Below are 13,678 nucleotides of genomic sequence, written 5' to 3'. Positions count from 1 at the left end.
TTTTTTAAGCATGACGGAGGCGAAACGTTAACGCGAATATGTCACGAAAATTTGAAGATTAGGCAATCTTCACCAGCGTACGGCCCTGCGCCTGGTTATTGATGATGGCATCGGCGAATTTCGGCGCGTCTGCCAGCGTGATTTCTGTTGCAGCCTGCGCATAGAAAGAGGCTGGCAGGTCGTTGACCAGGCGTTTCCAGGCTTCTGCGCGGCGGGCAGGCGGAGTCATCACGGAATCCACGCCCTGCAAGCGGACATTACGCAGAATAAACGGCATGACCGTGGTAGGGAGCGCGAAGCCGCCCGCCAGGCCACAGGCCGCAACGCAGCCGCCGTAGTTCATCTGCGCCAACACTTTCGCCAGCACTTTATCGCCAACGGTGTCGATGGCACCGGCCCAGAGTTGTTTTTCCAGCGGGCGGGATTCGGCAAACTCATCGCGCCCCAGAATGCGGTTGGCGCCCAGGCTACGCAGGTAGTCGTGAGTGCTTTCGCGTCCTGACACGGCCACAACCTGGTAGCCCAGCTTATGCAGCAACGCAACGGCAGTGCTGCCCACGCCGCCGCTGGCGCCGGTCACGACAATCTCGCCATCTTCAGGGCGAATGCCCGCGTCTTCCAGCGCCATCACGCACAGCATGGCGGTAAAACCGGCGGTGCCGATAATCATCGCATTTCGGCTATCAAGACCTTTCGGGAGAGCAACCAGCCAGTCGCCTTTTACGCGGGCGCGCTCAGCCAGACCGCCCCAGTGGTTTTCGCCCACGCCCCAGCCGGTCAGTAAAACCTCCTGACCGGCATGGAAGCGGGGATCTTCACTGGCGCGTACGGTTCCGGCGAAATCGATGCCAGGAATCATCGGAAAGTTACGGATGATTTTCCCTTTCCCGGTGATGGCCAGAGCATCTTTATAGTTCAGGCTGGACCAGTGGACATCTACCGTTACATCCCCTTCCGGTAGCCGACTTTCTTCAAGGGTCTGAACGGAAGCAAGGGTTTTACCGTCCTGCTGTTCTAAGATCAAAGCCTGCATAACCTGTCCTCAATTTGCATAGTGGATTGGAAAAATATTTATGAAGACTATACTCGCTAATCAAAACGTGATGCCGATTCAACGCAATAAATTGCCAGATAGACCTGATTTGGTAGTATGCCCGCTTAGCTGTGCAATTTAACGGACTTCGCGTTCAGAGTTGCTCTTTCATGTCGTTTATAACTGTCGGAGTTAACACACGGATGCGATTAACGACGAAATTCTCAGCCTTTGTCACGCTGCTTACCGGGTTAACAATCTTCGTTACGCTCATCGGCTGCTCGCTGAGTTTTTACAATGCTATCGAGAATAAATTCACCAGCCGCATTCAGGCGGTCGCCACCGCTATTGACACGCATCTTGTCTCCTCTGATTTTGTCACGCTAACGCCGCAGATTAATGAACTGATGGTATCGGTCGATATCGTGCGTGTCGATTTGTTGCAGGATGGCCGCCAGGTGTATAGCCATTCGCGCAACAGCAGCTATCGGCCAGCGGGAAGCAACAACCTGTATCGTGAGCTGACGATTCCGCTGGTAAAACATCCCGGCACCTCGCTGCATGTGGTGTTTCAGGACCCGATGGGCAACTATTTTCACTCGCTCGTGACCACCGCGCCGCTCACGCTGGCGATCGGCTTTATCGTTTTCATCTTGTTCTTATCGGTACGCTGGCTACAGCGCCAGCTGTCCGGGCAGGAGCTGCTGGAAATTCGTGCAACGCGTATTCTGAACGGCGAACGCGGGCCGAATGCGCGAGGGTCGGTCTATGAATGGCCCGCGCGCACCAGTAGCGCGTTGGATATGCTGCTGTCTGAAATTCAGTTTGCCAGCGAACAGCGCAGCCGTCTGGATACGCTTATCCGTTCTTATGCGGCGCAGGATGTCAAAACCGGGCTGGGCAATCGCCTGTTTTTTGATAACCAACTGGCGACGCTGCTGGAAGATCAGGAAAAAGTGGGATCGCATGGCGTGGTGATGATGATCCGCCTGCCTGACTTTAACCTGCTTCACGACAGCTGGGGGCGCGATCTCGCGGAAGAACAGCTGTTTGCGCTGATTAATCTGCTGTCGACATTTATTATGCGCTACCCGGGTTCGCTGCTGGCGCGCTACCACCGCAGCGACTTTGCCGTCCTGTTGCCGCACCGCACATTGAAAGAAGCGGAGAGCATCGCCGGGCAGTTATTAAAAGCGGTAGATGCATTACCGGTTAATAAAAAGCTCGATCGTGACGATATGGTACATATCGGCATTTGCGCATGGCGTAGCGGTCAGTCGACGGAGCAGGTGATGGAACATGCCGAAGCCGCGACCCGAAATGCCGTGTTGCAGGGAGGGAACAGTTGGGCGGTGTATGACGATTCGCTGCCGGAAAAAGGCCGAGGCAACGTACGCTGGCGCACTCTTATTGAGCAGATGCTCAGCCGGGGCGGGCCGCGGATTTATCAGAAACCGGCGGTAATGCGTGAAGGACGCGTACACCACCGGGAGCTGATGTGCCGTATCTTTGACGGCGCCGAAGAGGTGATTTCGGCGGAATACATGCCGATGGTATTGCAGTTCGGTTTATCGGAAGAGTATGACCGCTTGCAAATTAGCCGTTTGATCCCGCTGCTGAAATACTGGCCGGAGGAAAATCTGGCGATGCAGGTAACGGTAGAATCGTTGATCCGCCCACGGTTTCAGCGCTGGCTGCGTGATACGTTGATGCAGTGCGAAAAATCGCAGCGAAAACGTATTATTTTTGAACTTGCCGAGGCAGATGTTTGTCAACACATCAGTCGGTTACAGCCTGTTATTCGTTTAATGAATGCGCTTGGCGTTCGGATCGCGGTGACACAGGCGGGTTTGACGCTGGTGAGTACCAGCTGGATTAAAGAACTTAATGTGGAATTACTGAAACTTCATCCGAGTCTGGTAAGAAACATTGAGAAACGAACGGAAAACCAGTTACTGGTACAGAGCCTGGTGGAAGCCTGCACGGGAACGCATACGCAGGTTTACGCGACAGGCGTCCGTTCGCGTAGCGAGTGGCATACGCTGACGGGGCGCGGAGTGGCGGGCGGACAGGGGGATTTTTTTGCCTCCTCCCAACCACTTGACACCAACGTGAAAAAATATTCGCAAAGATACTCGGTTTAACCTGCCGTTTAATTTGTTTTCACGTAGAATAACGCGCGCTGTGCCTCATGGGGGTGTGCTTGTCTGCTCGCCAGATTGTTGCAGCAAATATGCAGGTAAACGACCTTTTACAGGTTGCAAATGAAGGCCAGGATTGCTGCTGATGTATTCAGTTCTGATGGACCCAGACAGAGATTTGTAACAAAGGAAACGTACTGCGCTAATTTTCACCGTAGCAGATGATTTTTGCGCCTTGTCGCTGCTGCGTGTGGTTGGTAAAGTAAGCGGATTTTGTTTTCCGCCCCAGCTTTCAGGATTATCCCTTAGTATGTTGAAAAAATTTCGTGGCATGTTTTCCAATGACCTGTCCATTGACCTGGGTACTGCGAATACCCTCATTTACGTAAAAGGACAAGGCATCGTATTGAATGAGCCTTCCGTTGTGGCCATTCGTCAGGATCGTGCCGGTTCACCGAAAAGCGTGGCCGCAGTAGGTCATGATGCGAAGCAGATGCTGGGTCGTACGCCGGGCAATATCGCTGCTATTCGCCCGATGAAAGACGGCGTTATCGCTGACTTCTTCGTGACTGAAAAAATGCTCCAGCACTTCATCAAACAAGTGCACAGCAACAGCTTTATGCGTCCAAGCCCTCGTGTGCTGGTGTGTGTACCGGTAGGAGCGACCCAGGTAGAGCGTCGTGCGATTCGTGAATCCGCACAGGGCGCTGGCGCTCGTGAAGTGTTCCTGATCGAAGAGCCGATGGCTGCGGCAATCGGCGCCGGTCTGCCGGTGTCTGAAGCAACCGGTTCAATGGTTGTCGATATCGGTGGCGGTACGACGGAAGTGGCCGTTATCTCTCTGAACGGCGTGGTTTACTCTTCTTCTGTGCGTATTGGCGGCGACCGCTTCGACGAAGCGATCATCAATTATGTGCGCCGTAACTACGGTTCTCTGATCGGCGAAGCGACCGCAGAGCGTATCAAACACGAAATCGGTTCTGCGTATCCGGGCGACGAAGTGCGTGAAATCGAAGTTCGCGGGCGTAACCTGGCGGAAGGCGTTCCACGCGGCTTTACCCTGAACTCCAACGAGATTCTGGAAGCGTTGCAGGAGCCGCTGACCGGTATTGTGAGCGCGGTGATGGTTGCGCTGGAACAGTGCCCGCCGGAACTGGCGTCTGATATCTCCGAGCGCGGTATGGTGCTCACGGGCGGCGGCGCGCTGCTGCGTAACCTTGATCGTCTGTTAATGGAAGAAACCGGCATTCCTGTCGTTGTTGCTGAAGATCCGCTGACCTGCGTGGCGCGCGGCGGCGGCAAGGCGCTGGAAATGATCGATATGCACGGCGGCGACCTGTTCAGCGAAGAGTAATCGGATACCGGCAGGGTGATGGTTTGATTACCCTGCCGACTCTGATACGAGAATACGCAAACTTATGAAGCCAATTTTTAGCCGTGGCCCGTCGCTACAGATTCGCCTTATTCTGGCGGTGCTGGTGGCGCTCGGCGTGATTATAGCCGACAGCCGCCTGGGGACGTTCAGCCAAATCCGCACGTACATGGATACCGCCGTCAGCCCTTTCTACTTTATTTCCAATGGTCCCCGTGAATTACTCGACGGCGTGTCGCAAACGCTGGCTTCGCGTGACCAACTCGAACTTGAAAACCGGGCGCTGCGCCAGGAACTGTTGCTGAAAAACAGCGAATTGCTGATGCTGGGGCAATACAAACAGGAGAACGCGCGTTTGCGCGAGCTGCTGGGTTCGCCGCTGCGTCAGGACGAACAAAAAATGGTGACTCAGGTCATCTCCACGGTTAACGATCCTTACAGCGATCAGGTGGTGATCGACAAAGGAAGCGTGAACGGGGTCTATGAGGGGCAACCGGTCATCAGCGACAAAGGCGTAGTGGGCCAGGTCGTTGCGGTGGCGAAACTGACCAGCCGCGTTCTGCTTATTTGCGATGCGACACATGCGTTGCCGATTCAGGTGCTGCGTAACGATATCCGCGTCATTGCCGCCGGTAACGGCTGCACGGACGATTTACAGCTTGAGCATTTACCGGCAAACACCGACATTCGCGTTGGCGATGTGCTGGTAACGTCGGGTCTGGGCGGCCGTTTCCCGGAAGGGTATCCGGTGGGCGTGGTTTCGTCCGTCAAGCTGGACACCCAACGTGCTTACACCGTGATTCAGGCGCGTCCGACTGCGGGTTTACAGCGTTTGCGTTATCTGCTGCTGCTGTGGGGAGCCGATCGCAACGGCGCTAATCCGATGACGCCGGAAGATGTGCATCGCGTCGCTAACGAACGACTGATGCAGATGATGCCGCAGGTTCTGCCTTCGCCAGATGCGATGGGGCCGCCAGCGCCAATGCCGGACCCTGCCACGGGGATTAGCCCGGCGCCTGCCGCGCCTCAACAACCGTCGGCTACGCGCGCAACGGGGGGGCAATAGTGGCAAGTTATCGTAGCCAGGGTCGCTGGGTTATCTGGCTCTCGTTTCTTATTGCGCTATTGCTGCAAATCATGCCCTGGCCGGATGATATCATCGTTTTCCGGCCAAACTGGGTGCTCCTTATCTTGCTGTACTGGATCCTCGCACTGCCGCACCGCGTAAATGTGGGTACAGGTTTTGTGATGGGTGCAATACTGGATCTGATCAGCGGCTCTACGCTTGGCGTGCGGGCCTTGTCGATGAGTATCATTGCTTATCTGGTTGCACTGAAATTCCAGCTATTCCGTAACCTGGCGCTCTGGCAACAGGCACTGGTGGTGATATTGCTCTCACTGGTCGTGGACATTATTGTTTTCTGGGCCGAGTTTTTAGTGATCAACGTCTCTTTCAGACCGGAAGTATTCTGGAGTAGTGTAGTAAACGGTGTGCTCTGGCCCTGGCTTTTCCTGCTGATGCGCAAAGTGCGCCAGCAGTTTGCTGTGCAGTAAAGGTTTCTATGACTGACGTTTATCTTGCTTCCGGTTCACCTCGCCGCCAGGAGCTGCTTGCGCAGCTGGGCGTCTCTTTTGCACGTATCGTTACGGGAATTGAAGAAACGCGTGGCGAAGGCGAAAGCGCGCAACAGTATGTCTCCCGTCTGGCGCGGGAAAAGGCGCTGGCAGGCGTGGCGCAAACGGCGCGCGACTTGCCGGTGCTGGGCGCCGATACTATCGTGATTCTTAACGGTGAAGTGCTGGAGAAACCGCGCGATGCAGAACACGCGGCGCATATGCTGCGCAAACTGTCGGGGCAGACGCATCAGGTGATGACGGCCGTCGCGCTGGCGGACAGCCAGTACGTGCTGGATTGTCTGGTGGTGACGGAGGTGACGTTCAGGGCACTGAGTGATGAGGACATCGCGGGCTATGTCGCCAGCGGTGAGCCTATGGATAAAGCTGGAGCATACGGTATTCAGGGGCAGGGTGGCTGTTTTGTCAGGAAGATAAACGGCAGCTATCACGCCGTGGTCGGCTTACCGCTGGTTGAAACGTATGAGTTGCTGAGCAATTTTAACGCACTGCGTGAGAAAAGGGATAAACATGACGGCTGAATTGTTGGTAAACGTAACGCCATCGGAAACACGCGTGGCGTACATTGATGGCGGTATTCTTCAGGAAATTCATATTGAGCGTGAAGCGCGACGAGGCATCGTAGGCAATATCTACAAAGGCCGTGTAAGCCGTGTACTTCCGGGTATGCAGGCGGCTTTTGTAGATATTGGACTGGAGAAAGCCGCGTTTCTTCATGCTTCAGACATTATGCCGCATACCGAATGCGTGGCGGGTGAAGAACAAAAGAACTTCACCGTACGCGACATCTCTGAGCTGGTGCGTCAGGGGCAGGATCTGATGGTGCAGGTGGTAAAAGATCCGCTTGGCACCAAAGGCGCGCGCCTGACGACGGACATCACGCTGCCTTCCCGCTACCTCGTCTTTATGCCCGGCGCGTCGCACGTTGGCGTTTCTCAGCGTATTGAAAGCGAAACCGAACGTGAACGCCTGAAGAAGGTGGTGGCGGAGTATTGCGACGAGCAGGGCGGATTTATCATCCGTACGGCGGCGGAAGGGGTGTGCGAAGAGGATCTGGCGTCGGACGCCGCTTACCTCAAACGCGTCTGGACGAAAGTCATGGAGCGTAAAAAGCGGCCGCAAACGCGCTATCAGATGTACGGCGAACTGGCGCTGGCGCAGCGCGTACTGCGTGATTTTGCCGATGCCGAGCTGGACAGAATCCGCGTGGATTCGCGTCTGACGTACGAGGCATTGCTGGAATTTACTGCGGAATATATCCCCGAGATGACCAGCAAGCTCGAACACTACAGCGGTCATCAGCCGATTTTCGATCTCTTTGATGTTGAAAATGAGATTCAGCGCGCGCTGGAACGCAAGGTGGAGCTGAAATCCGGCGGTTATCTGATTATCGATCAAACCGAAGCCATGACCACCGTTGATATCAATACCGGGGCGTTTGTCGGGCACCGTAATCTTGATGATACGATCTTCAATACCAATATTGAGGCGACGCAGGCGATTGCGCGGCAGCTGCGTCTGCGCAATCTGGGCGGTATCATCATCATCGATTTTATCGACATGAATAATGAAGATCATCGCCGTCGGGTACTGCATTCTCTGGAGCAGGCGCTGAGCAAAGATCGCGTGAAAACCAGCATCAACGGCTTTTCGCAACTGGGTCTGGTAGAGATGACCCGTAAGCGTACGCGCGAAAGCGTGGAACATGTGCTATGCAATGAATGTCCAACGTGTCATGGACGCGGTACGGTGAAAACGGTGGAAACCGTCTGCTATGAAATTATGCGTGAAATCGTGCGTGTGCATCATGCCTACGACTCCGATCGTTTCCTCGTTTATGCCTCTCCGGCGGTGGCGGAAACGTTAAAAGGCGAAGAGTCGCACGCGCTGGCAGAGGTGGAAATTTTTGTCGGCAAGCAAGTTAAAGTCCAGATTGAACCGCTCTATAACCAGGAGCAATTTGACGTCGTAATGATGTAAAAGACCGCCGTTTCCAGGCCGGATAACGGGTTTGTGAGTCACATTTTTGGCAGACAAGGAGAGACGCGTGAGGCGATTGCCGGGGATATTACTGCTCACTGGAGCCGCGCTCGTCGTCGTCGTTGCGCTGCTGATCAGTGGATTGCGCCTTGCGCTCCCCCATCTGGATAGCTGGCGTCCGGCGATCCTCAGCAAAATTGAATCTGCCACGGGTATTCCTGTTGCCGCCAGCCAGTTGCATGCGAACTGGCAAACCTTTGGCCCCACGCTTGAAGCCCGGGACATCCATGCCAGTTTGAAAGATGGCGGCGAGCTTTCAGTAAAGCGCGTCACGCTGGCGCTGGATGTCTGGCAAAGCCTGTTGCACATGCGCTGGCAGTTTCGCGATCTCACCTTCTGGCAACTGCACATCCGCACCAATACGCCGATCCAACGCAGCGACAGCGACGAAGGCATTGAAACCAACCGTATTAGCGATCTTTTCCTGCGTCAGTTTGATCACTTCGATCTCCGGGATAGCCAAATTAGCTTTCTGACCTTATCAGGCCAGCGAGCCGAACTGGCGATCCCGCAGCTTACCTGGTTGAACGGCAAAGACAGGCACCGCGCGGAAGGTCAGGTCAGTCTCTCCAGCCTGACCGGGCAGCATGGCGTGATGCAGGTTCGTATGGATCTGCGTGACGACGACGGGCTGCTGAACAACGGTCGGGTCTGGCTACAGGCCGACGATATTGACGTGAAGCCGTGGCTGGGCAAATGGATGCAGGATAACGTGGCGCTGCAAACCGCACGCTTTAGCCTGGAAGGCTGGATGACGCTCACGAAAGGCGAAGTCTCCAGCGGCGATATCTGGCTTAAGCAGGGCGGCGCGAGCTGGCAGGGCGATAATCATTCGCACACGCTTTCCGTTGATAACCTGACCGCGCACATTACGCGTGAACAGCCGGGCTGGCAGTTTTATATTCCTGACACGCGTATCACGCTGGATAGCAAACCCTGGCCGCGCGGCGCGTTAACGCTGGCCTGGGTGCCGGAACAAGAAGTTGGCGGTCAGAACAACATACGCAGCGATGAATTGCGTATTCGCGCCAGCAACCTTGAACTGGCTGATATGGACGGGCTGCGTCCGGTGGCGGCGAAACTCTCGCCTGCGCTGGGCGACATCTGGCAGGCCACACAGCCACGCGGAAAAATAGACACTCTCGCGCTGGATATCCCGCTACAGGCGACGGAGAAAACACGTTTCCAGGCGTCGTGGGATAACCTCGCCTGGAAGCAGTGGAAGCTCTTACCGGGCGCGGAACACTTCTCCGGCACCTTGTCCGGCAGCGTGGAAAACGGCGCGCTGACTGCCTCGATGCAGCAGGCCGAAATGCCGTATGAAACCGTCTTTCGCGCACCGCTGGAAATTGAAAACGGCGTGGCGACGCTCACCTGGCTGAAGAATGACAAAGGGTTTCAGCTGGACGGGCGCAACATCGATGTGAAAGCGAAAGCCGTACATGCGCGCGGCGGTTTTCGTTATCTGCAACCCGCTGGAGAGGAGCCCTGGCTGGGGATTCTGGCGGGGATCAGCACCGATGACGGTTCACAGGCCTGGCGTTATTTCCCGGAAAACCTGATGGGCAAAGAGCTGGTTGATTACCTGAGCGGCGCGATTCAGGGCGGCGAAGCGGATAACGCCACGCTGGTGTATGGCGGCAATCCACATCTTTTCCCCTACAAACATAATGAAGGTCAGTTTGAAGTGCTGGTGCCGCTGCGTAACGCGAAGTTTGCTTTCCAGCCGGACTGGCCCGCGCTGTCCGACCTCAACATTGAGCTGGACTTCCTGAACGACGGCCTGTGGATGAAGGCGGATAGCGTCAATCTGGGTGGTGTTAAGGCCAGCAATCTGACCGCAATAATCCCGGACTATGCCAAAGAAAAGCTGCTGATTGATGCCGATATCAATGGGCCGGGTAAAGCGGTCGGCCCGTATTTTGACGACACGCCGCTGAAAGATTCTCTCGGCGCCACGCTGGAGCAACTCCAGATTGACGGCGATGTGAATGCTCGCTTACATCTTGATATTCCGCTGGATGGCGAGCTGGTCACCGCCAAAGGGGACGTCTTGCTGCGTAATAATAGTTTGTTCATTAAGCCGCTCGACAGCACGCTGAAGAACCTGAGCGGTAAGTTCAGCTTCAACAACGGCAATCTCAAGAGCGAACCGTTAACGGCAAACTGGTTTAATCAGCCGTTGAACGTGGATTTCTCCACCAATGAAGGGGAAAAGGCCTATCAGGTCGACGTCAACCTTAACGGCAACTGGCAGCCGGGCCGTATGGGCGTGCTACCTGCGCAGGTGAACGATGCTATAAGCGGCGGTATGGCGTGGAACGGTAAAGTGGGCATTGCGCTTCCTTATCACTCTGGTGCGACATACAACGTAGAACTGAAAGGCGACCTGAAGAATGTGAGCAGTCGCTTACCGTCACCGCTCGACAAGCAGGCCGGGGAATCCTTGCCAGTGAGCATTAAGGCCGACGGTAACTTGCGTGGCTTCGCGCTGACCGGCAGCGCCGGGAAGAATAATCACTTTAACAGCCGCTGGCTGCTGAATCAGAAACTGACGCTGGATCGGGCAATCTGGACAACGGATAGCCGCACCACGCCGACATTGCCTGATCGACAAGGCGTTGAGCTTAATCTTCCGGCAATGGATGGCGCAGAGTGGCTGGCGCTGTTCCAGAAAGGCGCGGCGGATAACGTTGGCGCAAAGACCAGTTTGCCGCAGCGCGTGACGCTACGAACGCCTTCGCTGTCGCTGGGCGGGCAACAGTGGAATAACCTGAGCATTGTCTCTGAGCCGTCGCTGAATGGTCAGAAGGTCGAAGCGCAGGGGCGCGAGGTTAACGCCACGCTGGCGATACGCAATAATGCTCCGTGGCAGGCGAATATCAAATACCTGTATTACAACCCGAGCGCGGCGAAGCGTACAGACGGCGCGCAGGCGACCTCGCCGTTCTCCTCCCTTGAGCGAGTCAGTTTCCGTGGCTGGCCTGATGTGCAGTTACGCTGCGTCGAATGCTGGCTGTGGGGGCAAAAATATGGGCGTATTGACGGCGACGTCGCGATTCAGGGAAATACGCTGACCCTGAGTAACGGGCTGCTGGATACGGGTTTCTCCCGGCTGACGGCTGAGGGTGTCTGGGTGAACACGCCGGGTAGCGAGCGCACGTCGCTGAAGGGGAAACTGCGCGGCCATAAAATTGATGCCGCAGCGGGATTCTTTGGCGTTTCGACCCCCATCCGCAACGCCTCGTTTAACGTGGACTATGACTTACACTGGCGTAACCTGCCCTGGCAGCCGGATGAGGCTTCCCTTAATGGCATTTTACGTACCCGCCTGGGGAAAGGTGAAATTACCGAGCTGAGCACCGGTCATGCGGGGCAGCTTCTGCGTTTGCTGAGCTTTGACGCACTGCTGCGTAAGCTGCGTTTTGATTTTAGCGATACGTTCAGCGACGGTTTCTACTTTGACTCTATTCGCAGTACGGCGTGGATCAAAGACGGCGTGATGCACACTGACGATACGCTGGTGGATGGGCTGGAGGCCGACATCGCCAAGAAAGGTTCAGTCAATCTGGTGCGTCGGGAACTCGATATTGAAGCCGTCGTCGCACCGGAAATCTCCGCCACGGTAGGGGTTGCCGCCGCGTTTGCGGTGAACCCGATTGTCGGGGCGGCGGTATTTGCCGCGAGTAAAGTGTTGGGGCCGTTGTGGAGCAAAGTCTCCATTCTGCGCTATCGCATCACGGGCCCGGTAGACAAACCGCAGATTAACGAAGTCCTGCGCCAGCCGCGTAAAGAAAGCCAGCAATGATTTGACGGGGGCGAGTAATTGCCCCAATCTCAGTAAATAGAAATGAATGACGAACTGCAAAAGCCGGATGGCGCTGCGCTTATCCGGCCTACATAACTTCTACCGCAGTCCGGCATTGAAGCGCCTGATGGCGACGCAGGCGCGTCTTATCAGGCCTACAACAGTAACTAACGAGTAGCAAAACGATGAGTCTGAACCTGGTAAGTGAACAATTGCTAGCGGCGAACGGCCTGAACCATCAGGATTTGTTTGCCATTCTGGGCCAACTGGCCGAACGCCGTCTCGATTACGGCGATCTCTATTTTCAGTCGAGCTATCACGAATCCTGGGTTTTAGAAGATCGCATCATTAAAGATGGTTCTTACAACATCGATCAGGGCGTTGGCGTGCGCGCTATCAATGGTGAAAAAACAGGGTTTGCCTATGCCGATCAGATCAGCCTGCAAGCGCTGGAGCAGAGCGCGCAGGCCGCGCGTACCATCGTGCGCGACAGCGGCGACGGCAAAGTAAAAACACTGGGCGCGGTAGAGCACCCGATGCTCTATACCGCCATTGACCCGCTACAGAGCATGAGCCGCGAAGAGAAACTCGACATTCTGCGTCGCGTGGACAAGGCGGCGCGTGAAGCCGACAAGCGCGTACAGGAAGTGACGGCCAGCCTGACCGGCGTGTATGAGCTGATTCTGGTGGCGGCGACCGACGGTACGCTGGCGGCGGATGTGCGCCCGCTGGTGCGTCTGTCTGTCAGCGTGCAGGTAGAGGAAGACGGTAAACGCGAGCGCGGCTCCAGCGGCGGCGGTGGTCGTTTTGGCTATGACTTTTTCTTAGGCGATTTGGACGGTGAAGTACGCGCCGATGCCTGGGCGAAAGAGGCGGTGCGTATGGCGCTGGTGAATCTGTCGGCGGTTGCCGCTCCGGCGGGAACATTACCCGTTGTGCTGGGCGCGGGCTGGCCTGGCGTGCTGCTGCACGAAGCGGTAGGCCACGGACTGGAAGGGGATTTCAACCGTCGCGGTACGTCGGTGTTCAGCGGCCATATCGGTGAACTGGTCGCGTCTGAACTGTGTACCGTGGTTGATGACGGCACGATCGCCGATCGCCGTGGTTCGGTTGCCATTGATGATGAAGGTACGCCGGGCCAGTACAACGTGTTGATTGAAAACGGCATCCTGAAAGGGTACATGCAGGATAAACTCAACGCGCGTCTGATGGGCGTTGCACCGACCGGTAACGGACGTCGTGAATCATATGCGCATCTGCCGATGCCGCGTATGACCAACACCTATATGCTGGCCGGGAAATCCACGCCGCAGGAGATTATCGAGTCTGTGGAATACGGTATCTATGCGCCTAACTTTGGCGGCGGGCAGGTGGATATCACTTCCGGGAAATTTGTGTTCTCGACTTCAGAAGCGTACCTGATCGAAAACGGTAAGGTGACGAAACCCGTGAAAGGGGCGACGCTGATTGGTTCTGGTATCGAAGCGATGCAGCAGATCTCTATGGTCGGGAACGATCTGAAACTGGATAACGGCGTTGGCGTCTGCGGTAAAGAAGGGCAGAGTCTGCCGGTAGGCGTGGGCCAACCGACGTTAAAAGTGGATAACCTGACCGTGGGCGGCACCGCGTAAAGTCGTTTTGTAGGCCCG

9 protein-coding genes are annotated in these 13,678 nt (G+C 55.8%); 8 read left to right on the top strand and 1 reads right to left on the bottom strand.

Going from position 1 to position 13,678, the window contains the following annotated elements:
* Positions 1 to 58: 58 nt before the first annotated feature.
* On the bottom strand, positions 59 to 1,033 hold the full coding sequence (gene acuI, locus OGV67_RS15710) for an acrylyl-CoA reductase (NADPH) (RefSeq protein ID WP_047460914.1): 975 nt from the start codon (positions 1,031 to 1,033) through the stop codon (positions 59 to 61).
* 203 nt (positions 1,034 to 1,236) lie between these two features.
* Here acuI and csrD point away from each other — a divergent pair, with 203 nt between their 5' ends.
* The 8 genes from csrD to tldD all read left to right on the top strand — a co-directional run bounded on the left by csrD (position 1,237) and on the right by tldD (position 13,660).
* Complete coding sequence (gene csrD, locus OGV67_RS15705; protein ID WP_115614373.1) at positions 1,237 to 3,177, top strand: RNase E specificity factor CsrD; 1,941 nt, start codon at positions 1,237 to 1,239, stop codon at positions 3,175 to 3,177.
* Between the two features lie 307 nt (positions 3,178 to 3,484).
* Positions 3,485 to 4,528, top strand: coding sequence for a rod shape-determining protein MreB (gene mreB, locus OGV67_RS15700; protein WP_000913396.1), 1,044 nt, complete (start codon positions 3,485 to 3,487; stop codon positions 4,526 to 4,528).
* A gap of 64 nt (positions 4,529 to 4,592) precedes the next feature.
* Positions 4,593 to 5,612 carry a rod shape-determining protein MreC gene (mreC, locus tag OGV67_RS15695; RefSeq protein WP_012135384.1) on the top strand — a complete coding sequence of 340 codons (1,020 nt, stop codon included), beginning with the start codon at positions 4,593 to 4,595 and terminating at the stop codon, positions 5,610 to 5,612.
* Positions 5,612 to 6,100 (top strand): rod shape-determining protein MreD, encoded by a 489-nt coding sequence (gene mreD / locus OGV67_RS15690; RefSeq protein ID WP_012135383.1) that lies wholly within the window; start codon positions 5,612 to 5,614, stop codon positions 6,098 to 6,100. Before mreC ends, mreD begins: the two co-directional genes overlap by 1 nt.
* A gap of 8 nt (positions 6,101 to 6,108) precedes the next feature.
* Positions 6,109 to 6,702, top strand: a complete 594-nt coding sequence (locus OGV67_RS15685; protein ID WP_115614374.1) for a Maf family protein — start codon at positions 6,109 to 6,111, stop codon at positions 6,700 to 6,702.
* On the top strand, positions 6,692 to 8,161 hold the full coding sequence (gene rng / locus OGV67_RS15680) for a ribonuclease G (RefSeq protein WP_012135381.1): 1,470 nt from the start codon (positions 6,692 to 6,694) through the stop codon (positions 8,159 to 8,161). The genes OGV67_RS15685 and rng overlap by 11 nt, the downstream gene beginning before the upstream one ends.
* A gap of 67 nt (positions 8,162 to 8,228) precedes the next feature.
* Positions 8,229 to 12,029: an AsmA2 domain-containing protein YhdP gene (gene yhdP / locus OGV67_RS15675; protein WP_286465718.1), complete on the top strand. Its 3,801-nt coding sequence runs from the start codon at positions 8,229 to 8,231 to the stop codon at positions 12,027 to 12,029.
* A 185-nt stretch (positions 12,030 to 12,214) separates the two neighbouring features.
* Positions 12,215 to 13,660 (top strand): metalloprotease TldD, encoded by a 1,446-nt coding sequence (gene tldD, locus OGV67_RS15670; protein WP_047460926.1) that lies wholly within the window; start codon positions 12,215 to 12,217, stop codon positions 13,658 to 13,660.
* The last annotated feature ends 18 nt before the right edge of the window (positions 13,661 to 13,678 follow it).

The organism is Citrobacter sp. CK188, assembly GCF_030333525.1.
GTDB classification, from domain to species: domain Bacteria; phylum Pseudomonadota; class Gammaproteobacteria; order Enterobacterales; family Enterobacteriaceae; genus Citrobacter_B; species Citrobacter_B koseri.
Note: the sequence above shows the minus strand (reverse complement) of the source record. Positions and strands in the feature narration are given on the sequence as shown.